21 protein-coding genes and 1 pseudogene are annotated in these 26529 nt (G+C 63.0%); all 22 read right to left on the reverse strand.

Annotated features, from left to right (window positions below; translation table 11 throughout):
• Nucleotides 1–399: 399 nt before the first annotated feature.
• A pseudogene (locus KA184_13995) lies at nt 400–936 on the reverse strand (transposase).
• A 176-nt stretch (nt 937–1112) separates the two neighbouring features.
• Nucleotides 1113–2618 (reverse strand): prepilin-type N-terminal cleavage/methylation domain-containing protein, encoded by a 1506-nt coding sequence (locus tag KA184_14000; GenBank protein ID MBP8130687.1) that lies wholly within the window; start codon nt 2616–2618, stop codon nt 1113–1115.
• A 4-nt stretch (nt 2619–2622) separates the two neighbouring features.
• A complete protein-coding gene (locus KA184_14005; GenBank protein ID MBP8130688.1) occupies nt 2623–3051 on the reverse strand; it encodes a hypothetical protein in 429 nt (142 codons plus the stop codon).
• A 130-nt stretch (nt 3052–3181) separates the two neighbouring features.
• Nucleotides 3182–3583, reverse strand: a complete 402-nt coding sequence (locus tag KA184_14010; GenBank protein ID MBP8130689.1) for a prepilin-type N-terminal cleavage/methylation domain-containing protein — start codon at nt 3581–3583, stop codon at nt 3182–3184.
• A gap of 10 nt (nt 3584–3593) precedes the next feature.
• The gene (locus tag KA184_14015; GenBank protein ID MBP8130690.1) at nt 3594–4439 is read right to left on the reverse strand and encodes a prepilin-type N-terminal cleavage/methylation domain-containing protein; all 846 of its coding nucleotides are present in this window, start codon (nt 4437–4439) and stop codon (nt 3594–3596) included.
• Between the two features lie 54 nt (nt 4440–4493).
• Complete coding sequence (locus tag KA184_14020) at nt 4494–5363, reverse strand: type II secretion system protein (protein ID MBP8130691.1); 870 nt, start codon at nt 5361–5363, stop codon at nt 4494–4496.
• Between the two features lie 72 nt (nt 5364–5435).
• Nucleotides 5436–6674 carry a type II secretion system inner membrane protein GspF gene (gene gspF / locus KA184_14025; GenBank protein MBP8130692.1) on the reverse strand — a complete coding sequence of 413 codons (1239 nt, stop codon included), beginning with the start codon at nt 6672–6674 and terminating at the stop codon, nt 5436–5438.
• 18 nt (nt 6675–6692) lie between these two features.
• On the reverse strand, nt 6693–8435 hold the full coding sequence (gene tadA, locus KA184_14030; GenBank protein MBP8130693.1) for a Flp pilus assembly complex ATPase component TadA: 1743 nt from the start codon (nt 8433–8435) through the stop codon (nt 6693–6695).
• A gap of 9 nt (nt 8436–8444) precedes the next feature.
• Nucleotides 8445–9566: a type IV pilus twitching motility protein PilT gene (locus KA184_14035; protein MBP8130694.1), complete on the reverse strand. Its 1122-nt coding sequence runs from the start codon at nt 9564–9566 to the stop codon at nt 8445–8447.
• A 17-nt stretch (nt 9567–9583) separates the two neighbouring features.
• Nucleotides 9584–11440 (reverse strand): Flp pilus assembly complex ATPase component TadA, encoded by a 1857-nt coding sequence (gene tadA / locus KA184_14040; GenBank protein ID MBP8130695.1) that lies wholly within the window; start codon nt 11438–11440, stop codon nt 9584–9586.
• Between the two features lie 438 nt (nt 11441–11878).
• On the reverse strand, nt 11879–12403 hold the full coding sequence (locus tag KA184_14045; GenBank protein ID MBP8130696.1) for a hypothetical protein: 525 nt from the start codon (nt 12401–12403) through the stop codon (nt 11879–11881).
• Nucleotides 12396–13847 (reverse strand): pilus assembly protein PilM, encoded by a 1452-nt coding sequence (gene pilM, locus KA184_14050; protein MBP8130697.1) that lies wholly within the window; start codon nt 13845–13847, stop codon nt 12396–12398. The genes KA184_14045 and pilM overlap by 8 nt, the downstream gene beginning before the upstream one ends.
• A gap of 99 nt (nt 13848–13946) precedes the next feature.
• Entirely contained in the window at nt 13947–15335 is a 1389-nt protein-coding gene (locus tag KA184_14055; GenBank protein ID MBP8130698.1) for a general secretion pathway protein GspK, read from the reverse strand.
• Nucleotides 15332–16192, reverse strand: coding sequence for a prepilin-type N-terminal cleavage/methylation domain-containing protein (locus KA184_14060; protein ID MBP8130699.1), 861 nt, complete (start codon nt 16190–16192; stop codon nt 15332–15334). The genes KA184_14055 and KA184_14060 overlap by 4 nt, the downstream gene beginning before the upstream one ends.
• The gene (locus KA184_14065) at nt 16189–16587 is read right to left on the reverse strand and encodes a prepilin-type N-terminal cleavage/methylation domain-containing protein (GenBank protein MBP8130700.1); all 399 of its coding nucleotides are present in this window, start codon (nt 16585–16587) and stop codon (nt 16189–16191) included. The genes KA184_14060 and KA184_14065 overlap by 4 nt, the downstream gene beginning before the upstream one ends.
• On the reverse strand, nt 16584–17468 hold the full coding sequence (locus tag KA184_14070) for a type II secretion system protein (GenBank protein MBP8130701.1): 885 nt from the start codon (nt 17466–17468) through the stop codon (nt 16584–16586). The genes KA184_14065 and KA184_14070 overlap by 4 nt, the downstream gene beginning before the upstream one ends.
• 82 nt (nt 17469–17550) lie before the next feature.
• The gene (gene gspG, locus KA184_14075) at nt 17551–17928 is read right to left on the reverse strand and encodes a type II secretion system major pseudopilin GspG (GenBank protein MBP8130702.1); all 378 of its coding nucleotides are present in this window, start codon (nt 17926–17928) and stop codon (nt 17551–17553) included.
• A gap of 40 nt (nt 17929–17968) precedes the next feature.
• Nucleotides 17969–19204: a type II secretion system inner membrane protein GspF gene (gene gspF, locus KA184_14080; protein MBP8130703.1), complete on the reverse strand. Its 1236-nt coding sequence runs from the start codon at nt 19202–19204 to the stop codon at nt 17969–17971.
• Nucleotides 19205–19208: 4 nt separating this feature from the next.
• Nucleotides 19209–20942 (reverse strand): type II secretion system ATPase GspE, encoded by a 1734-nt coding sequence (gene gspE, locus KA184_14085; protein ID MBP8130704.1) that lies wholly within the window; start codon nt 20940–20942, stop codon nt 19209–19211.
• A 3-nt stretch (nt 20943–20945) separates the two neighbouring features.
• On the reverse strand, nt 20946–23591 hold the full coding sequence (gene gspD / locus KA184_14090) for a type II secretion system secretin GspD (protein ID MBP8130705.1): 2646 nt from the start codon (nt 23589–23591) through the stop codon (nt 20946–20948).
• A gap of 144 nt (nt 23592–23735) precedes the next feature.
• Entirely contained in the window at nt 23736–24956 is a 1221-nt protein-coding gene (locus KA184_14095; GenBank protein MBP8130706.1) for a hypothetical protein, read from the reverse strand.
• Between the two features lie 89 nt (nt 24957–25045).
• A complete protein-coding gene (locus KA184_14100) occupies nt 25046–26044 on the reverse strand; it encodes a hypothetical protein (protein ID MBP8130707.1) in 999 nt (332 codons plus the stop codon).
• Nucleotides 26045–26529: the final 485 nt, after the last annotated feature.

Genomic DNA, 26529 nt, shown 5'->3' on the forward strand with positions numbered 1-26529 from the left:
GGTCTTGAGTTCGAGCCGGGTCACGGCGAAGAAGGTCAGCGCGATGGCGAGCAGGATGGTCATGATCGCGATGGCGATGATCAGCGCCGCGCCGCGCTCGCCTCCCGTGGCATGGGCATCTTGCCCACGCTCTTTCTTCTCCGCTTGCACGGGCGGGACGCCCGTGGCATGGGCATCTTGCCCATGCGCTTTCTTCTCTCTCTGCACGGGCGGGACGCCCGTGCCACAATGGGCATCTTGCCCATGCTCTCTCTTCTCCGCTCGCACGGGCGGGACGCCCGTGCCACAATGGGCATCTTGCCCATGCGCTTGCTTCTCCGCTCGCACGGGCGGGACGCCCGTGCCACAATGGGCATCCTGCCCAAAGTCCTCATTCCATCCCCGCCAAGGCCAGTCGCATAGGCCGGCGGATTCCGGATTCTCATAGGTGTAGGCAACGCATCTACCGAAGTCCCGCTCGTCACGAATGAGGTGATCGTAGGATTCCGTCTGCCAGAACGTCCCGGAGCGTCTGAGAGCCCGGTTCGCCTCTTTCGCCGTGAACGATTTCCAGGAATGCAGAATCGCCGGCAATGTGTAGCCTTCTCTGGGACGCAGCACCACATGAACATGATTGGGCATCACGGACCATGCCGCGAGGTCGTAACGCTCGCCATCAAAACGCAATAGCGCATCCTGAATGATCCTTGCGATGTTCCGGTGCTTCATCCAGCACGCGCCGTGCCCGGCGTCGAGATAGGCCTCAATACGTTCGGAATACAGCTCCCGCAACCGCTGTTCTTCGGCCGCAGTGAGTGGCCGTCCCAGTTGCGCGGCCGTCTTAACGATATCTTCGCGCTCCTGTTTCCAGGTTTCGAGAACGGATGCAGGCATCGAATCACCCAAACGGAAGGTGACGAAGTACGTGGCGCTCTCTTCTGTCAGGTGGGGGAGGTATGCGCCGTAACGGAACCCTGTGGCATGGGCATCTTGCCCATGCTCTTTCTTCTCCGCTCGCACGGGCGGGACGCCCGTGCCACAATGGGCATCTTGCCCACGCTCTTTCTTCTCCGCTCGCACGGGCGGGACGCCCGTGCCACGGAAGAAGCTGCGCGGCTGGTTCATGAACGCGTTCATAACTGCTCCCGGCGCATCAACACCGACTGCATGTCCCGTCCTGCCGCGGCGGGCACATTAACCTCCGCAGCGAACCAGCGCAGGAAGTCCTTCGAGTTCACCCAGCGGCTCGGCGTGGCCACCCAGAAACCCGCGCCGATGAAAGCCGGCAGCCGCGGCGCCAGCGGCATGCCCTCTACCGCCAGGGACGGCGTCCGCGATGCAAACACCGAAACCAGGCCGCCGGTGCCGTTCACGCCCTGGTCCATGAGCAGCAGCGCATCGAGCACCTGCGCGGAAGACGGGTTGGCCGTGACTCTCGCCACAAAATCCGTGTAGAAGGGGATCAGGCGCACGTCGTTGAAATAGGCCGGTTTCGGCTCCTTGTCGACCGCGATCCAGTAGGTAAACAAGGGCGGGCTGCCGGAAAGGTCGAAGTCGGAGAGGCGCGGGTCGTACATGCGGTAGAGGATGTTTTCCGCGAGCACGTAATGCTCGGCCTTGGGCCGCGGGTCGGCAGGAATGTTGATATCGCCCCAGAACTGGGGCAGGCCCGGCTCGCCGGCCAGCATGCGCAGCCACAGTTCCCGGCGTTTCGCCTGGATGATCCCGTCGACGTGGTCGCTGGAAAACGCGCGCAATTGCGGATAGTACTGCTGCATCACCACGCGCAGATCCGTCGTATCGTTCACCCCGCCCAGGATGCCCGGCAAGGACTCGTTATCCAGGGGCAGCGTATCATATTCGAGGATTCTCGGGTTCAGGCCGTCCAGCATCATCAGGTACAGGCGCAGGTTGTCCGGGTCGTTCGCGTTGAAGGTGTCGTCCGCGGGCTCAAACCGGCTCAGCACGGGCCAGGCCAGGCGCGAACCGTCGGGACGCATGACCTCGAAGGTGTTCAGGTCGTTCCGGCCGGTCTCGACAAAGCGCACGATGGATTGCGTCTCAACGACTACCGGGTCGAATTCGAGCATGTAGTCCAACAGCGGGAGATTCCAGGTCGTTGCGTCGCCGGGGTCGGGCTTCGGGTTGACGGCGTCGGCATGCGAGAGGCCGGGAAACGCCACCTGCAGGTCGGGAAGGACCATGGCGACGAAGCGCGCAACGAGCTGCATGCCGCCCTGGTATTTCGCGCGTTCGTAGAGCACCCCGTATTTCTCTGCATAGGAGCTTTCGTAGCGGATCGCGTCGGCGGTGGGATGGGCCACGTAGGTGACGCGGGCCAGCGCGCCGGTGTCGATGACGCCGACGAAGCTGAAACCGCGCGGGCCGCCGTAGAAGGCGTAGTAGTCGCCGAATTCGCGCGCGGTAAAGGCGCTGCTCAGGTCGCGTTCGAGCACGGTCATGCTGCTGCGCGCGCGCTCGAAGGCCTCCTGGTTCACGTAGCCGGAGCGCACGGCGTCGATCGCGCCGCTGAACAGGAGCGAAACGCCGGCCAGCAGGACGATGAAGATCGCCATGGCGACCAGCATTTCAACCAGCGACAAGCCGCGCACGGAACCGCGCGCGGCCGCGCAGGGCATATGCCTACTCCGGATTTGCATACGTGAGAAAAGACTCCAAGTGGCCGTCCGGCGCGTAAGCCGCGAACGTGACCTTGCATTTCACCGGCTCGCCCGGCTCGCGATGCACGGAATACTGCCAGCCCTTGTACAGCACGTAGGCGCTTTCAATCTCGGCGAGCGAGCGCAACGCGTTCAATTCGGCCCAACGCCGCAGCCACGTCAGGTCCGGCCCGGCGTTTTCCAGCAACGCTTCGATCTCCGCCGCGGGCGCGCCGCCCGCCAGGCCGGCCCGGTTTGACCCGCCCCCCACCACGAGATACACCACGGCGCCGCCGACAACCACGCCCGCGAGCAACGCCAGCACCAGCGCCACCGGGACGGGGGATTTCACCTTTTCCTGCTGTTGCGCCTCTTCGGCCACGGTTTCCGTCACTCCTGTTTTCCGTGGCATGGGCATCCTGCCCATGCTCTTTCTTCTCTTCTTGCACGGGCGGGACGCCCATGCTCTTCCGTGGCATGGGCATCTTGCCCATGCTCTTTCTTCTCTTCTTGCACGGGCGGGACGCCCGTGCCACGGTTCCTCAGTTCTGGGTGATATACGTCACGAATTTCTCGTCGCGGCCGTCGAACATGCGCACGCTGAACGTGACCCGGTAGAGGTCCACGTCGCCGCCGATCCGCTGCACCGTGGCGCGCCAGCCCTCATACAGCGCGTAGGCGCGCTGCGCTTCCGTCAGCGTATGCAGCGCATTCTCCACGACCCAGTTCTGCAACTGCTGGCCGACGCCGCCCGCGCGCACTTTTCCGAGTTCCGTCTTGGCCAGCGACGCCACCACCGTCCGCTCCGCCGCCACGCGCGACTGCGTCAGCGACGCCGGGAACAACTGCATGATCGCGACGATGCCGACCGTGAGGATCGTCAACGCCACAATCACCTCGACCAGCGTGAAGCCGGCCGCGCGTTGCTGTCGCTTGGGGGTCATCGCAGTTTCCCTAAATCTGTTCATTTGCGGAGAGCGCCGGCACGATCCGCGAGCGCCCCGTGCTCTTGTAAAGCTGCAGCGGCACGCTGCGCACTTCCGACAAGGCGTCCGGATTCACGTAGCGTTCCTCCACGGGCGCCGTGGGGTATAACGACACGTGGAGCGTCACGCGCTCCGGGGGCTCCGGGGTGTTTCCCCGCGCGTCGAGCGCGCCCGAAGGCTTGAACACGTGCGCCAGGAATGAAACGCTCTTCGCGGGGTCCGTATCCGGCCCGTCGGGCCCGGTACCTTCCACGTACGCATCCACGATACTCATGCCCAGCCTGTAGACCTGCTGCACGTCGTTCGAGTCCTCGGGCGGCGCCACGCGGGGCCGGTCGTTCACGTAATACACTTCATAGGGCGGGCCGGGATCGTTCAACAACAGCACGGCGTCGCCGGGCAAGGTCTCGAAAACGCCCTCGGCGCCGTCAATAGGCACAAACTTGCCCGCATAGGCGCCTGCGGAGGGGGGCAACTCGCGCATGATGGCCACGCTCGTGATTACGCGCACGAACTGCTGACTGCCGCTGGCCAGGATCGGCTCCGGCAGAGGATCGTCGTTGTCCGGGTCCTCTGCCGGAGAGACATAGTTGTCCAAGCTGTACACGAGGGCCGTGTTGACCCGATGCGTCGCCGCGTATGCGCGCGCCGACTGCAGTTTCGTGTACAAATCGCGCGAAGCGGCGCTCAAGTCTTCACTCGGCAACATGCTGAGAAACGCGGGATACGCCAGCACGCCGAGAATGGCGATGATCGCCATCACGACCAGCAATTCCACGAGCGTAAACCCGCTTCTCGCGCACGTCCGCCTCATGATTCCGGACATCCTCGCCGTTGGGCCGCTGTCAACGATAGAGACCGCACGTCATCAACCGTAGAACCGCTGCCACGTGAAGTTCGTATCCCAGTTGTTGACGTCGTCGCCGCCGCCCATGAACTCCAGCTCCTGGTCCGGGTACTGCAACTTACCTTCGTTCAGATAGTTGCGATACACCAATTGCCCGGAGATCATGTTCGCGCCGTAGGAATAGATGAATGCGACGCCAGGATTCCGCGTCGCCGGCAATCCGACGATATCTCCGTCCTCGTTTGTCAGGGTCAGGTCCATCCCCGGCGGGTCGACGTCTGTCGCCGTCTTGCCCGGCAATTCCCTGCCCTCGGGCTCGACGCGCTGGTACACGCGGAAGATGTTGGGGTTGAGCTGCGTCGCCGAACCACGGCCCCACGGCGCGGGGAAGATCTGGTACTGATGCTGGCCCCACGGGTCATAACCAATCTCCAGATACGTGGTGCCCAACTGCTTGACGACCTCGCCGCGCAGGACCTGGCCGTAGTTTGCGACCAGGCCATCCGGGTCGGGCGACGTTCTCGCATTGCGCCCCACGCGCAGCAAGGCGTAGAACGCGTTTGTATAGAGCTGCTGCACCCGCGCGAAAAGCGCCGCGTTCATGGGTGGCCGCACGGCGCCGTCCGGGAGCGGGCTGTTGTCCAGGGGAAGACCCAGCACGAACTTCGTGATCTGTTCGGTGTCGATCAGGTCGTTCAGGCTGTTGCGCCCGACGTCCGAAAGCATCTTGGACAACGCCAGTTCGATACTCTCGATTTCGGATTGGGCGCGGGTCATGCGCGCCCGGGCTATCCAGCCGACGATGTTGGGCACGACGATCGACGCCAGGATAGCGATGATCGCCATGACCACAAGCAGCTCGATTAGCGTGAAGCCTTGGTTCCGTTTCATATCTCACGTCCTCCTAACTTCCTTGTGCTGTGCACCCTTTTGTCCAATGAAACCGTTTTCCCTCCGGGCATGCTATACGCCCGATATTGCGTCGCCCAACGTGAAGATGGGCAAATACAGCGAAATAACGATGAACCCGATGATGCCGCCGAGCACGATGATAATCATCGGTTCGAGCAACGCGAGCATCGCGTCCACGGCGGCCTCGACTTCCGCGTCGTAGATGTCCGCCACTTTCATGAGCATCGAGTCCAGGCTTCCGGTCTCCTCGCCCACGTCGATCATGTTCACGACCATGGCGGGGAAGACCTTGGCCTCGTCGAGCGGCGCGGCGATCGTGTCGCCCTCCTTGATGCTGTCATGAACCTTCTCGATGGCGTTCTGGATCACTTCGTTGCCGATGGTGTCGCGCGTAATGCGCAGGGCCTGCAGTATGGGCACGCCGGAAGTGATCAGGGTGCCGAGCGTGCGCGCGAAGCGGGCCACGGCCACCTTCGTGACCAGGTCGCCGACCAGCGGAATCTTGAGAACGATGCGGTCGGTGACCCGTTTGACGGCGTGGCTCTTCATCAGCAGTTTCACCGCGATAATCGTGCAGTTCAGGCCGACCACCAGCTTCCACCAGGAATAGACGACGAAGTCGCCCGCGGCAATCAGGATCTGCGTGGGCATCGGCAGTTCCGCCTCGAAATCGGCGAAGATCTCGGCGAACACGGGCACGACCTTGATGAGCAGGAACATGACGATGCCGGTGGCAATGACGATGACGGCGATCGGGTAGATAAGCGCGGCGCGCACCTTGCGTTTGAGGGCCTGGCGCCGTTCCATGTAGTCGGCGAGCCGGTTCAGCACGACCTCGAGCATACCGCCGACCTCGCCCGCGCGCACCATGTTCACGAAAAGGCGGTCGAACTGCTTCGGGTGCTTCGCGAGCCCCTCGGAGAAGGTCGAGCCGGACTGAATGTCGCTGGCGATTTCGCGCAGGATGTCGCGCAGCTTGCAGGGCTTGAGCTGGGCGACGAGCACATTGATGCTGCGCAGGAGCGGGAGGCCGGCGTCGATGAGCGTGGCGAGCTGGCGCGTCATGACGACGAGCTGCTTCGTCTTGACGCCGCCGAAATAGAGCTCGCTCAGGCCGCGCTTTTCCTTGCGGGCGCGGCGCTCGTCGCTCTTGCGCGCCTCGCGCACCATGGTCGGGTAGAGGCCAAGCGTGCGCACGTCGTTGATGGCGAGCGCCTGGCTATCCGCCTGAACAACGCCAAAGACCTCCATGCCCTCGTTGTTCAAGGCCTTGTACGCATATTTCGGCATAGCATGCCTCCGCTGCGACTAGTCGTCGTATTTGTCCGTATGAGCGATGATTTCGGCGGCGCTGGTGATTCCCTGCACGCACTTGATGATGCCTTCCTCGCGCAGCGTGCGCATGCCCTGGTGTTTGCGCGCGTAACGGCGCAGGTCGTGGGCCATCACGCGGTCCAGGATCATGTCGGCAACCTGCGCGTCTACCAGCATCAGTTCAAACAGGCCCGAACGGCCTATATACCCGACGTAGTCGCACGCCGGGCAGCCCTTCGGCCGGAACATCTTCAGTTTCGGGTTCTCGCGATAGGACCGGGGCAGGCCCAGTTCCTCCTTTTCGTCCTCCGTCGGCGTGTACTTCTCGCGGCAATGCCGGCACAGCAGGCGCACGAGCCGTTGCGCCATAACCGCCTCGAGCGAGGCGGTAATCAAGAATGGCTCGACGTTCATGTCGAGCAGGCGCGTGATCGTCTCCGGCGCGCTGTTCGTATGCAGCGTGCTCAGCACCAGGTGCCCCGTGAGCGACGATTCCACGGCGATCTGCGCCGTTTCCAGGTCGCGTATTTCACCGACCATGATGATGTCCGGGTCCTGGCGCAGGATACTGCGCAAGCAGGCGGCGAACGTGAGGCCGACCTCCTCGTGCACCTGGCACTGGATGAGCCGGTCGATCTGCAATTCGACCGGGTCCTCGGTCGTGATGATCTTGACGTCTTCCTTGTTCAGTTCATTGAGGCAGGCATAAAGCGTGGTCGTCTTGCCCGAGCCCGTGGGTCCGGTCACGAGGAAGATGCCGTTCGGCTTGCTGATGACATTCTCGACCTTGTGCTGGATGTCTTCGCTGAGGCCGAGACGCGCCAGGTCGATCTTGACGGCGGTCTTGTCCAGAATGCGCATCACGACGTTTTCGCCGAAGAGCGTGGGCAGCGTCGCGACGCGCACGTCGATCTCGGTGTCGCCCACTTTCAGGTTGATGCGCGCGTCCTGGGGCAGGCGGCGCTCGCCAATGTCCATGCTGCAAATCACCTTGACGCGGCTGACCAGCGCGATGGCGAGCGCCTTGGGCGGGCTGACGATTTCGTGGAGCACGCCGTCGACGCGAATCCGGATGCGGAAATGCTCTTCATACACTTCAAAGTGAATATCCGAGGCGCGCTTCTGCACCGCCTCGAGAAACACCAGGTTCACAATCTTGATGACTTCGGGCTGCTGCGCCAGTTCGACCAGGTTGTCGACGTCGCTGACCACTTCCTGCGTGCCCAGTTCCTCCAGGGTCAGCGCGCCGGTGCCCACCTTCTCCTGCAGGTCGATCAGCATGTCCTGGATCGACTCGGTCTCGTAGGAATAGTTGTTTTTCCACGCCACGGCCACGTCGGCCTGGTTGCTCACGGCGCCGCGCACGTCGCAGCCGAGAATCTGGCGCAGGTCGTCGAGGATGCGCAGGTTCAGCGGGTCCGCCATGGCCACGATGAGCGTGCCGCTCACCTCGCGGACCGGGATGATGTTGTAGAATTTCGCGACGTCCGCGGGCACCTTCCGGATGATGTCCTGGTTGATCTTCAACTTGCTGACGTCCACGCGCTCCATGCCGTTCTGGACCGCGAGCGCCTCGACGATGTCCTGCTCCTCGCAATAGCCCATGCGCACGAGCAGGCGGCCGAGCATGTCTCCCGTCAACCGTTGCCGCTGCAGCGCTTCGTCCAATTGCAGCGGGCTGATGACGCCCTGCTCGATCAGGATGTCGCCAAGTTGTCTTTCCGTCGCTACAGCCATGAGCCGACCTTAGTGCGCCGCCGCCGGTTCGCCCGGGGTCTGCGCTTTTGCCGGAATGCCGGGCAGCCCGAGCGCGCGCGCGTTGGCTTCGAACTCGTCCGGCAGCTGGGCCTTCTGGAACACGTCTTCGTATTTGCACACGCCCTTGCGGTACAGGGCAAGCAGATGCTCGTCGAGCAGGTTCATGCCGTACTTGTGGCCGGTCTGAATCGAGGACGTGATACGGTACGACTTGTTCTCGCGGATCAGGTTCTGAATGGCCGGCGTGGTGATCATAATCTCGAACGCGGCTACGCGGCCGAACCCGCTCTTTTTCGGGATCAGCGTCTGCGAAATCACCGCCTTCAGGTTGCCCGCGAGCTGGGTCCGGATCTGTTCCTGCTGGTTCGTCGGGAAGGCGTCCACGATGCGGTCGATGGTGCGCACGGCGCCCGTGGTGTGCAGCGTGGCGAACACCAAGTGCCCGGTCTCCGCGGCGGTAATCGCCGCTTCAATCGTCTCAAGGTCGCGCATTTCGCCGACGAGAATCACGTCGGGGTCCTGGCGCAGCACGCGGCGCAGCGCCTCGGCGAAGGTGGGCACGTCCACGCCCACTTCGCGCTGCGTGATAATGCCCAGTTTGTGCGTGTGGTAGTACTCGATCGGGTCCTCGACCGTGACGATGTGCACGTCGAAGTTGATGTTAATCCAGTCGAGCATCGTCGCCAGCGAAGTGGTCTTGCCGGAGCCGGTCGGACCCGTGACCAGGATCAGGCCGCGCGGCTGATTGATCACCTTCTTCAGGCTGTCGGGCAGGCCGATTTCTTCGAAGGTCATGATCTTGCGCGGAATCAGGCGGAGCACGATGCCCACGTAGCCGCGCTGCTTGAAGATGGAGACACGGAAGCGCGCCACGTCTTCGAAGGCAAAGCCGAAGTCGGCCCCGCCCACCTCCTGCAGCTCCTGCTGATTGTCCACGGACGCGATGCTTTTCATGAGCCGCTCCGTGTCTTCCGGGCGCAACGGGTCATCGCCGAAGAACTGGAGCCGCCCGTGCACGCGGCCCACGGGCGGATTGTCTACCGCGAGATGCAAGTCCGACCCTTCGCGGTCAATCAGCATGCGCAGCAGGCTGACCATTTCATACGCCATGGGAACCTCTCCTTCCTTCAGACGCCGACGACCTGCGGCTTGTGCTGCAGCGTCTCGTCGGTCCGCGTCGCGCGGTTCACTTCCTCGATAGTCGTAATCCCGTTTACCGCCTTGTGCCACGCGTCCTCGCGCATGGTGACCATTCCGGCGAGCCGCGCCCGCCGCCGAATAGCCGCGGCGGACTCGCCGTTCATGATCATGGTACGGATTTCATCGGTGGTCTGCATCAGCTCGTATACGCCGAGACGGCCCTGGTATCCGGTCTTGTTGCAGTTGTCGCAGCCCGCGCCGTGGTACAACTCCAGGTCGGTGACGTCTACGTCCAGCCCCAGCCGCTGGAACTCCCGTTCCGGCGGTGTGTACGGCTCCTTGCAGCTCGTGCAAATCGTCCGGACCAGCCTTTGGGCCAGCACGACGCGGATGCCCGCCGCCACAAGGAACGGGCGCACGCCGATATCGACCAGGCGGATATAGGAACTCGAAGTATCGTTCGTATGCAGGGTCGAAAACACCAAGTGGCCGGTCAGGGCCGCCTTGATCGCGATCTCCGCCGTTTCCAGGTCGCGGATCTCGCCCACCATCACGATATCCGGGTCCTGACGGAAAATCGAACGCAGGGCGCGGGCGAAGTCCCACCCGATGTCGTGGTTAATCTGCACCTGGTTGATGCCCGCGATCTGATACTCAACCGGGTCCTCAACCGTGATGATCTTGCTGTCCGGCGTGTTCAACGTGTGCAACGACGCGTAGAGCGTCGTCGTTTTTCCGGAACCGGTAGGACCGGTGACCAGCACGACGCCCGTGGCGTGATTAAGAATGCGCTCCCACGTGCGCTGGTGCTCCGGGTCGAAACCCAACTGGCCCAGCCCGAGCATGAGCCCGCTCTTGTCGAGGATACGCATCACGACGCTTTCGCCGTAATAAGAGGGCAGCGCGCTCACGCGCAGGTCGATCATCTTCCCGCCGAGCGCCATCTTGATGCGGCCGTCCTGCGGGATGCGCCGCTCCGCGATGTCCATACCGGACATGATTTTCACGCGCGAGATAATCGCGGCCTGGGCGCGCTTGGGCGGGGTCGGCATCTGGTGCAGCACGCCGTCTATCCGGTACCGGATCTTGACATCCGTCTTGCCCGGCTCGATGTGAATATCGCTCGCGCGCAGCCGGAACGCCTCCAGAATCGAGTGGTGCACGTATTGCACCACGGGGTTGTCCGGGTCGTCATCATCCAGGTCGGAGCCCTGAGTCTGCACCAGCGCGGACTCCTCCACGTCAAGCCCGTCCATGCTGATACTGCTCATCGAAATGTCGCTCGCCGAGAAACTGCCCAGGCTCGAAAGGGAACTGTCCAGCGAACTCACGTTCGACATGCTGCTCAACGTGCTCAGGCTGCTCGCGCTACTGACGGTGGACAGCATGTTCTCAACGGTGGACTCCTGCAACCCGTAATACTTGTTGAGGGCGGCGGCGATTTCCTCGGGTGTCGACAGGACGGGCTCGATTTGCCTTTCAAGCAGGCGCGACAAGTTGTCGAGGTTGTTGATATTCGTGGGATCGGCGGTCGCGAGCACGATCTTGGCGCCGTTCTCGCCGATAGGGATAACCCGGTACAGGGTCGCCACGCTGCCGGGCACCAGATTCCGGACGCGTTCGGGTATCTCACGCTCCGATATCTTGACGATGGCAATGCCCAGTTGGTCAGACAGCGCTTCCGTGATGTGACTGCGGCTCAGATACTGCAAACGAACGAGAATCTCACCGATTTTCCGGTGACTCATCGTTGTTTGTTGCTTATGTATCGCCTCGTCGAGCTGATGCTGGGTGATTACCCCCCGTTCCACCAGCCGCTGACCAAAGAGGGTGTAATTTTGCATGCACGGCGCCTCTCGCTACACACACCCTATTTTTACCAGAAAAATGGGGGAAATGTCAATGTAAAAAGTGTGAGTAATTATTGATATTACTGGGTTTACGGCGCGACTTGTCAATAATTTACCTCCGTTCTTGACGCACCGGCACACCTCTTTTTTCGCCATCACGAATCCGGCTGACACTACCCTGCCCAACCGGGGCTGCAAGAGCGCCTGCCAGTCGGCGCGCCCTTACACGCGCCGAACGCAACGAAGTCTCGCACAATGCGCGAACACCCTCCGCCGATAAGACATTCTTGCGCACCTGCAACGGCTTGTCAAGCCTTTTGATCGCGCGGGGCCGCACATAGGCCGCCCCTCGGCGCCCCTGGTCTCCGCGGCCGGCCCGGCCTGCGGCTATAAGATGCTTGACACACGCGCGCCCGAAGCAGGAGCAAGGCGTCACACTTTCAGGGTCAGAAACGTAACGCGGCACTCGAGTCCCTGATTTTCAGGTCCCGGGCCCAGGAAGCTCAGATTGTAGACTACAACGAGCTTTCCGCTGGCGTATACGGAATGCAGGAAATCCACCAGTTCCGGCAGGGACACGTTCTCCATGCTGATATTGACGAGTTCGACGTTTTCCACGCCACGTGGCGGACTCTGGTTCTGGAGCTGGGCGCGCCCGCCGAGTTCCTTCTCCCGTACCACGTCATCGAGAAAGGTCATTAGTTTGAAAGCGGGCCCGCGCTCTTCAATGCCTTTCTTGATCCATTTCTGCGCCTCTACACGCTGCTGTTCATCAAGCCGGGCCAACTGCGCCACCAGGAGATTGCTCTTAAGGGTTTCAACCTCCCGGATGGATTCGCGATATCGCTTGAGCGGCCCGGCGGGCATGTACGAGAGCCATGCCAGCACCACCGTGACGGCAAGGGCGGCGAGCAGCAAGCCGAGGCGGTCGCGCGGGTTGAGTTGGAGCTTACGCATTGCCGCCGCCCTCCTTGCGCTGGATGCTGATCTCGAAGGTGGCCGTGTTTTCCATGCGCACGGACGGCTCCCGCTCGATTTCGAGCGCCTCCGACTGCTTCAACCGTTCAAGGGCCGCATTGAATGTGCCTACGTCGGGTGCCTCACCGCGGATGGTAATCCACGTCTTGCCCTGGCCGGGCTGGCTGATGCGCATTTCGTAAATCGAGATCTCATTGCCGGGCATCTTCTCGCTGATTTCCGCCAGCAAATCCAGGAGCGACGGGTCGCGATAGAGCTGCATGATGTGGTCGGGCACATTAGGCAACCCCTGCTGCTGCAACTGAGTGACTTCATCGCTGATCACAGCGGTCTGCCGGCGCAGTTCGTCCGCCAATACCCCATTCCTCGCGGTGCCTTGGTAGCAGTAATACGTCCAGCCGACCAGCGCCACCAAGGCAAGACAGGCGGAGAACACGGTATGCGCCACAATGCCGCGGATGGCGCCGCGCCAGTCGCGCTCGAAGCGCTTGAAGTCGAACGCGCTGCGCCCGCCCGCCGCGCCAACGGCCACGCCGATGGCCGCCTCCCAGACATTGTCCGCGGCGAGGCAGCCCTCCGGGTCCAAGGCAGCCTCATGCCCCTTGAGCCGGGCGAGCAGCACGGTGTCGCGCACCGGCATGCGCAGCGCTTCTTCGAGGCGCGTCCGCTGTTCGTCGTCGAGTGTCAGCCCGGTGACGTGCAATTCCGTGATTTCGCCGCCGCCGCGCCACTCGGCCAGGAAACCGCGCAACGTGTTCTGGACCTCGCGGACCATGCACGCCGGGTCCTCGCGAAGCTGGCTGGCGGTCCTGGCAATGTGCCGGAAATACGCCAGCGTCTTGTTGTGCGTAACGGCGAGGATAGCACTCTGCTCTCGCACGTGCAGCATGGCATTCAAGCCCTTCAGCCCCCTCCGCCCGGCCTGCCATAGCGCCGTCAGGCCGGCCGCGTCCAGACCGACGGCTTCGGCTTCGACGCCAGCCGCCTGCAGGATGGCCAGTTGCTCATCCAGCAATTCGCGCCGCGAGCCAACGGCCAGCACCTCGGTCTCGCTGCCGCGCTCGGAGACAGTCGTGAAGTCGACCAGCAAGTCGTCGATGGGAAACGCGAGATAAGGTTCAAGTTCAAACGGCACGGCCGCCGCGACGCGCCTGCGGCCCTTGAGCCCGACGCGGAGCGTGCGCACGATGCTGTACATGGTCGGAGCACACAGCACGAACGCCGCGGGGTGGGAACGCAAGCGCCCTGCCACGGCGTCCACCGTTTTCACCAGCGCGTCAAAGCGCTGTTCCGGCGCCTCGTACTCGGCCACCGCTTCGTAGAGTTCGAGCAGTACAGGCGACCGGCCTCCGACTTTCACCACCACGATGCGGACGGTATTGCCTTCGAACTCTATCGCCGCCACTTTCGTCGTAAAGAACATGCGTTACTCCCGGGGCGTTCTTCCCCAGTCCAGACACGGGAACCCGGCCGCGCGCTGCTATCGACACGTCTCCCCAGCCGCTCTGCGCGTCTGCCGCGGCTATTGAATCACTCGCCAATCCAGGATGCGAAACGGGTCCGTAGTCCCGCCGCCCTGAAGTGCTCCCGGGTCGAACGGCGTGCGCCACACGTACGCCTCAATCCGAACCAGGGCGTCATCGAGCATGCCGTCGCCGTAAATGCGAAACACGTTGCTGTCCACGCGGAATATCTCTTCCGAAGTCTGGCCCGTACTGGCGCGCGCCTGCCCACCCGTGCCCGGCTGACCCGGCGTCAGAGGGCCGGTCGCCGGCTGCCCCGGGCTCAGGAACGAACCCGTTCCCGCTTTCTGGCCGGCCTGCGGCACGGGGACAACCCCCGTGCGTGTCCTGCCGCGCCGCTGCTGTGGAAACAGGCTGCTCAGTTCGGACACGCTCGTGATTGGCTGCTCGTTGTACTGATACTCGAAAATCTGCTCAGCCACCAGTTCGGGCGAGAAACTCGTGCCGCCTTCGGACTCGGCACAGGCCGTGAGCACCGAAAGCAACACGTCGTACTCCGCCGTGTTAACGTTCACTTTACCTTCCCAGTCGCCGTGCACGGTCAGATACTCGCTCAGAGGCAGGATTTTGTAGGCTTCCTCTCCTTCGGCCGCCTCCATTTCCTGGACGTGCTCCGGTCTGTCCGTGCCCGTCTGTTCCTGGTTTGGGTCACCGTAATATAACTCGGGCGTGATCCCCTTGATCAAGAGCAACTCCTCGATGCTGTCCATGGGCCCGTTCTTGCAGGGGTAGGGAATCTCCAGGCTCTGGTAGTAGTCGTCTTCCGCGCCTTCCGGGCGCTCTTCGTCGTTGTCGCCGTAATCGAGCCAATCCAGGATGGCATCGACGGGGTCGGTTTCGAGTTCGGGGTCACGCAGCAGGAAGAAGTCGCGCAGCGCCTGCACGAGCCGCTCGTTCTCCTCGGGCGTCCCGCCCTCATTCATGACCAGAAGCGCGTTGAGATTGATCTTGCCGAATTCGTCGGAGATGGTGGTTCGCATGACCGCGTCGTTCATGGGCTTGATCGGCGCCCCGTCCGCCCACGGCACGCCGTCGAAGTAGCTGTCGTATTCGCCCGGCGGCAGCATGGCGGTGCCCAACTGGCCCTGCTGCGTGGTGGTTGCCTGCGGCGTTGCGCGCGGCTGCGCCGTCGTGCCGCGCGCGCCCGCGGCCTGCTGGCTTGCCCCCGCGCTTTCGAGCAGGTCGGCGGCAAGGAGCGCCATGCCCTCGGCAACGGCGGATTTCGCCGCGACGAAGGCCTGGAACCGGTTATCGCCGCTGATCGCGAGCGAAGCATCCACCTGTGCGTCATAGGTGAACTCGACCACCAGCGCGGTCAACACGACGATGAACACGAGGGCGAGCATCAGGGCGACGCCGCGCCGCATTTCCGCAGTGTGTTTCTTCACGGTTTCGTCGTCTCCTCGCGCCGGAAGAGGTCCTGTTCCGCCTGGGCCGCGGCGGCCGGGTTCAATTCGAGGAAAGGCTCGCGCGTGCCCGCGCCCGCGGGCAGCACGTAGGTCATTTCGAAATCAGGGTCTTCCTCGGGGCTGATCCCGGCGGCCTGCTCCGCGTTCCAATCCGCCTCGGACTTGCTGAAGTTGATGCGAATCTTGACCGCCCACGGAATCAGGCCCGAATCCATGGAATTCCAGCTCGTGACCCACTCCTCGCCGTCGAAATAGAGCGCGTCGAACGAACTGACCGGCACGCGCCAGCTCGCGTATTCCTGCTGCCCCGACTCGGACGATTCGAGCATGTCGTCTTCCTCGAGCGTCATGTCCACCGTAAGCGGGGTTTCGCTGTACTCCAGCGCGATGGCCGGTTCGTCCGTCCATTCCGAAGATTCTTCCGTTTCAATCCCGGTCAGGCCGGTGCCCTCCTCCGCGCTCTCCTCCACGACCTGGAAAGTGACCACCTTCATGACGCCGGGCAGCGATTGGCTGCCGCTCAACGGCGCCGCCGAACAGAAACGCAGCTTGTCGGCGGGGCCGCCGGGGCCGGTCAGGTCCTCGCCCAGCACCTGATAGGCCTGCACGGTAACGGCCGCGTCCGCGTGCAGGCAGGGAATGGTCTGGTTGAAGTTGCGCAGCAGAAACTGATGCAGCCGGATATTCTCGGCGACGCCGCGGGCCACATCGGACGCGCGCGTCACGCTGCTGAAACTGACGTAGATGATCGAGACGATGACGCTCAGGATCGAGATGGCCACCAGCAGTTCGAGCAGGGTGAACCCGCGCCGGGGTTTGTGCGCCCGGGCGGTCATCGGGCCGATTCCTCCTGAACCTCGGCGCTGGGATTGTAGGTCAGGAACGAAATCAGCCGTTCCTCGCCGTCCGGCGCGCGCACGGAAACGTTTACTTCATACAATTGGACGAGTTCGTCCTCGCCGACGAGCGACGCCTCGAACGACCAGGTGTATTCGGGGTACCGCATCCCGAAATCGCCTTCCTCCGCGAGCGTTCCGGCGAGCACCTGCAGCTCCGCGTGGTTCATGGTGCGTTGGAGCAGTTCCCGGATCAGGGTCTCACTGCCCGCCGTGTCATAGAGCTTGAGCGCGCTGAAATGCGCCTGCAGCAGGATGAACAGGCTCATGCCGAGAATGGCCAGCGCGGCCATGACCTCGATGAGCGTGAAACCTCTGGCGCCGTGGTGTCTCATGAAAAGGAGAGTTTGCCCCTGTACGATTTCGCGCCACCCAGCAGCGGGTCCCAGACGACCGTGTAATAGTCGCCGTCCTCGTTGACGAAATAGAACACCACGGTCGAAGCGAGGCCAAGCGGCGACAGCTCGATTTCGACCACGCCCTTGTTGTGGGCGGCGCCGTCGACCTCGACGGATTCCAGGTAGACCCCCTCGGTGATCTTCGCGCGCTGGAAGAGCGGGTTGTCCAGTTCCATTTCGACCGGCTGATTCGACTCGTCCAGCTGGAACTCGTATCCTTCGAAGAGGTCGATTTCTTCGAGGAAATCCTCGTGCTTGACGTTCTTCGCCCGGGCCATCGTGGCGCGGCGCGCGAAGGCGTCGAACTTGTCGCTCATCTGCTTATCGGCGGCCGCGGAATCGAAGCCTTCCGGGACTTCGCCGAAATCCTCGAACGTGGCCATATAACGGTCGAAATCGCTGGCGCCTCCCGGCAGCATCCTGGGCGAAGTGCCGCGCGCGCCAAAACGCTCGGCCATTTCCGGGGCCATGTCACGCATGGACCCCAGCATTCCGAGCATGTCTTCGGGCATCTGGCCATAAGCGTCGGCCGGCTGTTCCGGCTCCGGCACAGCCCAGCGCACGGCGGACATTTCCTGGGCCTTGAGGTCGATGCGAACGGTGATGTCCTGCTGCAACATGACGGCTTCGGCCATGACGCCGCGCCCATAATTCGCCATGTGTTTCGCCGCGCGCTCGAGTTGCGTAAACGCGATCGCCGGGTAGAAATTCGGGAAAGTCACGGCGGCGATGACGCTGATCAGCGCCACGACCACGAGCAACTCGATAAGCGTGAACGCGCCTTCGGACCTCGTCCGTGATGGGCGTGCAGTTTTCATGTCGTCATTCCTGAAAGAACCCGCAGCGGCGCGCACCTGCCGCCGCCGCAAGCCTGCGAAGATGCGAAGACAGACCCTGCGCTCACTTGATCGAATCGTTGGCGATATCCGCGTTTTCGCCTTCGCCGCCCGGCGTGCCGTCGGCGCCATAGGAGATGATACGGAACGTCGCGCCTTCGACCTGGTACACGTACTTGTTGCCCCACGGGTCGGCCGGCACCTCGCTCTTGTCCAGGTAGCTGCGCTTGGGATTGTTGATGAGCGTCTCGAGGTCGGGCGGGAACTTGCCGTTCTCGAGCTTGAACATAATGACCGCGTCCGCGAGCGACTTGATCTCGGTCTTGGCGGCGGCAATGCTGCCTTCGCCGAACGCGCCCAGGACGTTTACGCCCACCACGGCGGCCAGAATCGAGAGGATCGCGATAACCACCATAAGCTCGATGAGAGTGAAGCCGGCCATCTCGTGGCCTTTCCGATGTTGCCGCGTGCTTTGCATAGGTTCAGCCTCCGATGTTGGTGCTCATGTTCAAGATGGGCAATAGAATGGCGAGCACCAGGAACCCGACAAATATGCCCATCACGATTATTATAACCGGTTCCAGCAGTCCGACGAGCGCATCCACGGTGAGACGGACATCGTCGTCGTAGGTGTCCGCCACCTTGACCAGCATGTTCTCCAGTTCGCCACTGCGCTGGCCCAAGTCGATCATGTGGATCATCATAGGCGGGAAGATGCCCGTTTCCTTCAGGGGCACGGCCAGGTCGCGCCCGCGCCGCACGCCGCTTTTCACGTCCTCCATGTATAGCTGGATGTGCCGGTTGTCGATAACGGTGTTGACCACATCGAGCGCGCGCAGCATGGTAAGCCCGCTCTGAAGCATCGTGCCGAGCGTCCGGGACAGCCGCGCGCAGATCAGCTTCAGATGCAGGTTTCCATACAGGGGAAACCGCAGTTTCCAGCGGTCCCAGCGCTTGCGGCCTTCCTCGCGGGAAATCCACAGACGCCACAACAGAACAACGCCGAATATGGCCAGCACGATGACGGGGGAGTACCGCGCCAGGAACTCGCTCGAATTGATGAGAATCTCGGTGAGGACGGGCAATTCCTGTTCCTGTTTCTCGAAAATGAGCTTGATACGCGGCACGATGACCAGCATCAGGAACACGATGATGCCCAGGGCGAACAGAGCCATGAACGCCGGATAGGCTAGCGACGAGGCAATTTGGGATTTCAGCTTGGCCTGGCGGTCGAGGATGTCGGCGAGGCGGAACAGCACCTGTTCCAGAGTGCCGCTCATTTCCCCGGCGCGCACCATATTCGCGTAGAGCGTGGAGAAGATGCGCGGATGCTCCTCGATGGCGTCGCCGAGCCCCGCGCCGCTGTTCACCTTGTCCCGCACCTCGAAGATGATGCTCTTCAATCGGGTCTTGGAGGTCTGCTCGAGCAACGCGCTCAACGCTTCGATCAAGGGCATGCCGGCCTGCAGCAGGGTCGCCAACTGGCGCGTCATCAGGGCGAGGTCGCGCGAGGACACCCCGCCGCGGGCGCGCTTTGCGCGGCGCACACTGCGCGCGGTCATGTCGACCTCGACCCGGTTGCTCTCGACGATCTCGGTGGGGTACAGACCGAGTTCGCGCAGCTTGCCGCGGGCCGCCGGCAGCGTATCCGCGTCGACCACGCCGCGCGTCTTCTTGCCCGTGCCTTTTTCTATGGCGGTGTACTCGAATACGGGCATTGCGCTACGTTACTTCCTCGACGAGGTCGTCCCGCGTGATGCGCAACACTTCCTCGATGGTCGTCAGGCCGCGCAGCACTTTCTGGGCGCCGTCTTCGCGGAGCGTGCGCATGCCGTCCTTGCGGGCCTCGCGCTTTATCACGTTCGAGTCGGTGCCTTCGAGGGCGAGCGACTGGATGTGCGGCGTCATGACCAGCAATTCGAAGATGCCGGTCCGGCCCAGGTAGCCGCGGCCCGAGCAGGCCTCGCAGCCTTTTCCCTGCCATGCGCGGAGTTCGCCGTATTTCTCGGTTGACAGGCCCAAGTCGCGGAAACTCTCCGCCTCGGCCGCGCACTCCTGGCGGCAGTGCTGACAGATTCGCCGCACAAGACGCTGCGCCTGGATCGCGATGGTCGAGGACGTGACGAGAAACGGTTCGATGCCCATGTTGACCAAGCGCGTGATGGCGCCCGCGCTATCGTTCGTGTGCAGCGTCGAAAACACGAGGTGCCCGGTCAACGACGCCTGCACGGCCATTTCCGCGGTTTCGTGGTCGCGGATTTCGCCGACGAGAATGATGTCGGGGTCCTGGCGCAGAATGCTGCGCAGCCCCGCGGCAAACGTCAGCCCAATCTTCGGGCGCACCTGGATCTGGCCAATGCCGGGAATCTGGTATTCGATGGGGTCCTCGACCGTGATGATGTTCTTATCGGTCGAGTTGACGCGCTGCAGCGCGGCATAGAGCGTGGTGGACTTGCCCGAACCCGTGGGCCCCGTGACCAAGATGATCCCGTGCGAATTCTGGATCAGCTTGTCCATGTGCTTGTGGTCGCGCTCATCCATGCCCAGTTCCTCGAGACTGAGCAGGAAGCTGCCCTTGTCGAGGATACGCATGACGACCCGTTCCCCATGGGCGATAGGGATGATCGACACGCGGATATCGATTTCCTTGCCGCTCAGGCGGATCTTGATGCGGCCGTCCTGCGGCAGCCGGTGTTCGGCGATGTTCAGGTTCGCCATGATCTTGACGCGCGAGACGACCGCCGCCAACTGCGCGCGCGGCACGTTGAATTTCTCGTAGAGAACGCCGTCGATCCGGTACCGCACGCGCACTTCTCGCTCGAACGGCTCGATGTGGATGTCCGAAGCGCGCTCCTTGATCGCACCGGAAATGACGAGGTTGATCAGCTTGATGATGGGCGCTTCGTTCGCAAGGTCCAGCAGGTCGCGTTCGGATTCCACGGTGTCCAGACTGTGGACGGTGGTGCCTTCGCCCCCTTCGACGGTGAGACTGTCAATCATATCGGCGGCGTTTTCGCCGGCCTGATCGAAATAGGCGTCGATGATGTGCTGGATTTCCTCTTTCCGGCACAACACGGGGACAACCGGCCCGCCGAGCAGGAGGCGCAGGTCGTCGAGCGGCAGCAGATTGACCGGGTCATTCACGGCCACGTAGTAGGCGGCGCCGTTCTGCTTATACGGCACCATGTGATATTCGCGAATGAAGTTGATGGGTGCTTTCGTCGTCAGCGCCGAATCGATGTCGCCCTTGATTGACGTTACATAAGGAATGTCAAACTGCTCGCTCAGCGCGAGGAGGATGGCTTCCTCCTCGACATAGCCCAGGTCGAGCAGAATCTCGCCTATCCGCTTCGGCCGGAGTTTCTGCAGTTCGAGCGCTTCCTGGACCTGCTCGAGATGGATCCGCCCGTCGCGGATAAGGATTTCGCACAACTGCAGTTCTTGACCCGTACCCATCCGTTACCTCTTGATGTCGCCCCGGCCGAACCCGGTCGCCGGCCCGGCGCCAACCAGCGCTTCCGTGCGCTGGGAGGTCGGGCGATGTTCCGTGCGCTGCTCATGCTTGCGCTTGATGCGCCGGAAGAAGCCTTTCTCGAACAAGACGTCGATGTTCGCGTCGCGGTACTCGGCCACTTTGTATTGCGTAACCCGGTTCAGGTCGATGCCTTCCTTCACGATGTGCGGCGTAACCAGCACCACCATGTTCCGCTTGTTGCGGGTCTGCGACTTGGACTGGAACAGCCAGCCCACCAGCGGCAGGTCGCCCAAGTACGGCGATTGCGTGACCTTGCGGCTCTTGTTATCGCGGATCAGGCCCGCGATCACCGCCGTGCCGCCGTCTTTCACGACCACGCGATTGGTAATGAGCGACTTGTTCGTCGTCGGCCCCAGGATATCGACCGTGCCGACCTGCTGCGCGTCGAGGTCCGATACCTCGATCTCGAGATTGAGGGCAACGTAGTCACCTTCGCTGATTTGCGGCGTTACCTTGAGCTTGACGCCAACCTCTTCGCGCTGCACGCGCGTGAACCCCGTCGAAATCAGGTCGCCTTCACCGCTCGTGCGCGGACTGGACGTGCCCACAACGAACGGCACTTCCTGGCCGACGACGATGGACGCCTCCTCGTTGTCCACCGTGAGCAGGCTGGGCTGCGAGAGCACCTCGACGTCCGTAAGCTTCTCGATGGCCTGGAACAGGAGCGGCACGAAGGGCAGCGAGAACTTCTTGCCGTTGAACTCGAACGAAATCTCGTCGAAGACGCCCGTAGTCAGGCCGCCGTTCGCGCCCAGCCCGAGCAGCGCCGCGCCTGCCGCGATGCCCGACTCGGGACCGACGACGATGCCATTCGCGGCCTGCGCCGTGCCCGCGAGCGCGGCGTAAATCTGCGAGATGTTCGCGGTGCTCGTCAGCCCGAAACCGTCTTCGCCGGTGATCGTCGCCGCGTCCACGGTTAGTCCGTAGTCATCCGAGATGGTCACGTCCATGACCACGGCGTCCACGTGCACCTGCCGCGGGGGAACGTCCAACCGGGCGATAAAGACCTCGAGGAGCTTGTAGTCCTGAGGCGAAGCCACGACGAGCAGCGAATTCGTCTGGTCATAGCGCGTAATCTGAATCTTCTGCTCGAACGGCTGCACCTCCGACGCCTGCGCCGGGGCCGCGCCGCCCCCACCGCCGCCACCCGCGCCGCCCGGGCCGCCGCCGCTCGCCGCGCGCGGAGCCGTGCCGATCACGCCCTGAAGCGCTTGCTCGACCTGCTCCGCGTCGGCATGCAGCAATTCATATATGTGCAGGTTGTTCGCCTCGTACGGCGTCGGGGTATCGAGACGCTTCACGAGGTCGCGGACACGCTCCATCATCCCTTCCGAGGCGACGACGATCAGCGCGTTCAGCCGTTCATCGGGCACCATGCGCAGCACTTCCTCGCGCGTTCCGATGACTTGCGAGGGCGTCGCGCCCGGGACCGTGGGGCGGACCGTGCGCGTCGGCCGCGTCGGCACGGGCGCCTGGACCATCGGCGCGCCGGGTTGCGGCCGCCCGGTAGCGCCTGCGGTGTCAAGCAACACCTGTTCGACCTGCTGCTGCAGCACTTCGGCGCGCGTGTATTCGAGGGTGAAGATCTCCATCGCGGTCTCGAAGCCGGGGATGTCCACTTCTTCGACGAAAGAGAACATGCGGCGCAAACCGTCCGCCGTATCCGTAATGATCAGGGTTTGGGTCGGCACGTACACGTCGATTCGCGCGTTCTTGGAACCAAGGCGCGCGAGGATGGTGGACAGGTCGGTCGCATCGGCATATTTGACGGCGACGATGTGCGTGGAAAGCGTATCGTAGGTCTCCGGCACCTTCTCGGCGCCCCGCTGCAGCGGCGTCTTGTCCGAAGGAATAGCCTCGGGCGTCGGGAGAATCTTGACCAGCCTGCCATCCAGCGTTTCCACCATCGAAAAACCGCGCGAGGCAAGGATGGACTCGAGCACTTCGTACGCCATCTCGGGCGGAATCTTGCTGTGCGTGATGACAGTCACCGGCGTCGACCCGATGTTCGGGTCCAGGTCGAAATTCTTGCCGGTTGCCGCGGCAATCGAGGCAATTACGGCGGACAGTTCGGCGTTATCATAACTGAAGTCAATCGGTTCGCCGGGCGTTTTCCCGTCCTTGTCTTCCAGCGACGGCGTCGCCGTGCTGACCGTTCCGGGCGTGGCCCTAGGCGCCCCCCCAGGCGTGGGGCGGGGCCCCGACGGCAGCACACGCTGCGGCCGTGTCGGCGAGGGCCTCGTCGGACGCGGGCGCGGCGTGGGCGGCGGTTGAACATAGGGTTCTTCGGGCTGCGTTATCTCCTCTGGCGGCAGCGGCTCGGCGGGCGGCACCTCCTCAGGCACGGGCGGCGGCGCCACTTCCGGAGGCACGCCGGGCTGCACCGGTTCCTGAGGCGGGACGTACTCGCCTTCGACCACCTCGGTCTGTTGCGCGTCGCCGCCGACGTACAACACCTCGCCGGTCGCCTCGTCGTAGACTACTTCCTGCTGCTGTGCTTGCGCCGTCAGGCCCGAGAGCCCCGCCGCCATAAGCACCACAACCCAGCGCGTCCCATACATTCTCCGCACGGTTGTCCCTTCCTGCTGACGCCGTGTAAACACCCGCAATCTCGAACAACAACAACCCCGGACATCCCAGGGTACCGCACCCCGGCCCGTCTAGTGTATACGGAACTGGCAAGTGCGCGCCATGCGCCGCGTATCCCGGGCGGGTCACTCCAGCCGGTACGCGATGACCATCGGCTTGCCATTGCGCAGAATGCCGATGCGAAACGCGGAGGCGCTCCTGTAGCGCTGGAACAGTTCCATAACCTTCTGCTCGCTGTCGATCTGTTCATTATTGATCGACTGCAGCACGTCGCCGTCCTGGAGGCCCAGCTTCTGCGCCATTGGCACCTGGCTGATGTTCTGCGCGGTCAAGCCGACCACGTTGCCCGAGGCATCGCGATAATACTCGGGGCGGATGGTCGTCACCAGTTCCGCATAGTTCTCATAGAGTTCCTGCAGGAACTCCTCGCGATTCAGCGTGATCTGAGCGTACCCGCCATCCGTCTCGTTCTCCAGACCCTCACCTGACGGGTCCGGAGTCACGGGCACCGGGGCGGGCTCTTCGGGCGGCGAACCGAAGAGTTGAACCCACTCCTCCACGCCCGGTTCCGGGCCGGTTTCCGCCGCGGCCTCGGAAACACGGTCCGTATCGACCGCAACCAGGAACGCAAGCATCCGCCGCACCCCTTCCGCCGTGTCGGTGAGAAAAAGCGCCTGCGCGGGCGCGTACACGCCTACGCAAGCCCGGCCCGTTCCGCGCCGTTCCAGCAAGTCCGCCATGTCAGCGGCTTCCACGTGTCGCGTAACGACAATGTGGGTCTCCAACTCGCCTGCCCCCGGCGCGGCGTCGTCCCCGGGCGCGCGCGGCAGCACGCGCACGGAATGCCCGTCGTGCGACCGCACCGTGGCGTACCCGCGCGCGCGCAAGAGTGATTCCACCAGCGGCGATATGGCCTCCCGAGGCACTTCATCATGTGCATGGATTGTGATGGGGAGGTCTTCGGCAGCTGGATCGAGGACGTAATCGCTGTCCAGTAAGGGGCCCAGCGTGTCCATAACGCTGCGCAACTGCGCCATTTCATAAGAGAACTGAAGGTCCGATGACGGCACGGTCTCCGATGCTTCCGCCACAATACCCGGCGGCGCAGACAGAAGCTTGGGCGCGAGCGTTCCCCCCGGTTTGCCGTTTTCAGTCTGCGAAGAATCGGGCGGCATAGGCGCGACGGCGTCGGGAACCGCCGCACCCGGCGGATCAATTCGCCCCTCCGTTCCGCCGCCTTGCGGCATGGGCGCGACCGCGTCGGTATCCGCCGCACCGGCATGTGGAAAGCAAGAGGCGGCTATCAGCAACGCCGCCGTCACCAGTTTTCGATAGATGTCTGGCAATGCCGTGCCTTCTCGTTGACGCCCATCGCCCCCGGCGCGCGCGCCGGGCCCGTATCTATGGCCACCGGGGCTCCAAGTCGCGTCCGTTGTTATTCCAGTCTATACGTAATGATCTGCGGTCTGCCGTTGCGCAGAATGCCGATGCGAAACGCGGAGGCGTTCCTGTAGCGCTGGAACAGTTCCATAACCTTCTGCTCGCTGTCGATCTGTTCATTATTGATCGACTGCAGCACGTCGCCGTCCTGGAGGCCCAGCTTTTGCGCCATCGGCACCTGGCTGATGTTCTGCGCGGTCAGGCCGATCACGTTGCCCGAGGCATCGCGATAATACTCGGGGCGGATGGTCGTCACCAGTTCCGCGTAATTCGTGTACAGGTCCTGCACAAATTCCTGCCGGTTGACCGTGATGCGGTCCGAACTGCCGTCCGGGGCGGCGCCGGCTTGCGCGGTTTTTACGGGACGCGCGAGCGCGGCGTCGGGTTCGGGCTCGTCCATCTTCAGCTCTTCGCGCACGGGAGGGTCTTCCTGATGGTTCAACAGGATCACCCTGCGGGGATACACCTCGACCAGGTTCACATCGCCGCGCGTCTCGTCGTGAATGACTGGCCTATTGATCAAATAGGCGCGGCCCGCATCGCGCTCGTCGAGATTCATGATGATCGCCGAGGCGGTGGGGTCGGTGGGCGAGGATGCCGTGGTTCCCACCAATTGGAGATTGAACTTCGTCGGCTCGATGGGCCCTTCAACCACCGGCCCCGGGTCTACCGCCTTGGCAGGGTCAAAACTGCCCGCCGCGCCGAAAAGCCCATGATTGATGATCGCGTCATAACGGGCACGGTCGCCGACCGGGGAAGGCGCGGCGCCGTTGTCCGCGGTCGCGGCCGGCAGTTCCGGCATCGCGAGGACGGGCGGCGCCTCGAGCAGTTTCATGCCCACAATGAGCGCAGTGGCCACTACAATCACGGCCAACGCCAAGTCAACCAACACGAAAATCTGACGTATAAACAGCCCGCGGATCATGCAAACGGCTTGCTCCGTGCAGCGAGGCCCGCCCGCTTCTCGCCGGGGCAGGTCTGCCCTTCCGGCCATTGCGTGGTGGGACTCCGCATACTACACAAACCCTGGATACACAACGACTTTGCGACCTCTGAGGGAAACGCTTCCATACGGTCAAGGGTTGACAGGAAACAAGGCAGCAGATACCCGCCATTCCGAACACAGCAACCCCGGTCACGTGTAGTTTAGCTGAATGTTCCGGCGGATAGCAATGAAACGAAGCGCCCTGAAAGAGGGGCGCTATCCCGGCTCACCCATGCCACACCGGAAACGTTCGCGAGAGAGAGAAACGCCCGGACCGGGCCGGGCATAATTGGCAACGGGAAAACCGGAAGCGGCTTCAGGGTTGCGCCGCTTCCGCCGCTTGCTGTCGGACGATACCGCGCAGGTACTCCTGAGTTCAACATTGGGACACCCGATCAAGTGAAAAGGTCGTAGAGCCGGCGCTGTTCCTCGTCCATCTGCAGCAACGTCCGGCGTTCTTTCGGGTCGTTGGGCAGGCGGAAGGTCATCTCGTA

The sequence above is a fragment of the Candidatus Hydrogenedentota bacterium genome, assembly GCA_018005585.1.
Classification (GTDB): Bacteria; Hydrogenedentota; Hydrogenedentia; order Hydrogenedentales; family JAGMZX01; genus JAGMZX01.

Excerpts from the sequence above, each read along its gene's own strand:
- KA184_14065 (MBP8130700.1), bottom strand. The coding sequence starts at position 16,587 with ATGAGACACCACGGCGCCAGAGGTTTCACGCTCATCGAGGTCATGGCC.
- KA184_14035 (MBP8130694.1), bottom strand. The coding sequence starts at position 9,566 with ATGGCGTATGAAATGGTCAGCCTGCTGCGCATGCTGATTGACCGCGAA.
- gspF (MBP8130692.1), bottom strand. The coding sequence starts at position 6,674 with ATGCCGAAATATGCGTACAAGGCCTTGAACAACGAGGGCATGGAGGTC.
- KA184_14020 (MBP8130691.1), bottom strand. The coding sequence starts at position 5,363 with ATGAAACGGAACCAAGGCTTCACGCTAATCGAGCTGCTTGTGGTCATG.
- tadA (MBP8130693.1), bottom strand. The coding sequence starts at position 8,435 with ATGGCTGTAGCGACGGAAAGACAACTTGGCGACATCCTGATCGAGCAG.
- KA184_14100 (MBP8130707.1), bottom strand. The coding sequence starts at position 26,044 with ATGGCCGGAAGGGCAGACCTGCCCCGGCGAGAAGCGGGCGGGCCTCGC.
- gspG (MBP8130702.1), bottom strand. The coding sequence starts at position 17,928 with ATGGCCGGCTTCACTCTCATCGAGCTTATGGTGGTTATCGCGATCCTC.
- KA184_14070 (MBP8130701.1), bottom strand. The coding sequence starts at position 17,468 with ATGAAAACTGCACGCCCATCACGGACGAGGTCCGAAGGCGCGTTCACG.
- KA184_14060 (MBP8130699.1), bottom strand. The coding sequence starts at position 16,192 with ATGACCGCCCGGGCGCACAAACCCCGGCGCGGGTTCACCCTGCTCGAA.
- pilM (MBP8130697.1), bottom strand. The coding sequence starts at position 13,847 with ATGTTCTTTACGACGAAAGTGGCGGCGATAGAGTTCGAAGGCAATACC.
- KA184_14005 (MBP8130688.1), bottom strand. The coding sequence starts at position 3,051 with ATGCCACGGAAAACAGGAGTGACGGAAACCGTGGCCGAAGAGGCGCAA.
- KA184_14010 (MBP8130689.1), bottom strand. The coding sequence starts at position 3,583 with ATGACCCCCAAGCGACAGCAACGCGCGGCCGGCTTCACGCTGGTCGAG.
- KA184_14000 (MBP8130687.1), bottom strand. The coding sequence starts at position 2,618 with ATGCCCTGCGCGGCCGCGCGCGGTTCCGTGCGCGGCTTGTCGCTGGTT.
- gspE (MBP8130704.1), bottom strand. The coding sequence starts at position 20,942 with ATGGGTACGGGTCAAGAACTGCAGTTGTGCGAAATCCTTATCCGCGAC.
- KA184_14045 (MBP8130696.1), bottom strand. The coding sequence starts at position 12,403 with ATGCGTAAGCTCCAACTCAACCCGCGCGACCGCCTCGGCTTGCTGCTC.
- KA184_14015 (MBP8130690.1), bottom strand. The coding sequence starts at position 4,439 with ATGAGGCGGACGTGCGCGAGAAGCGGGTTTACGCTCGTGGAATTGCTG.
- gspF (MBP8130703.1), bottom strand. The coding sequence starts at position 19,204 with ATGCCCGTATTCGAGTACACCGCCATAGAAAAAGGCACGGGCAAGAAG.
- tadA (MBP8130695.1), bottom strand. The coding sequence starts at position 11,440 with ATGCAAAATTACACCCTCTTTGGTCAGCGGCTGGTGGAACGGGGGGTA.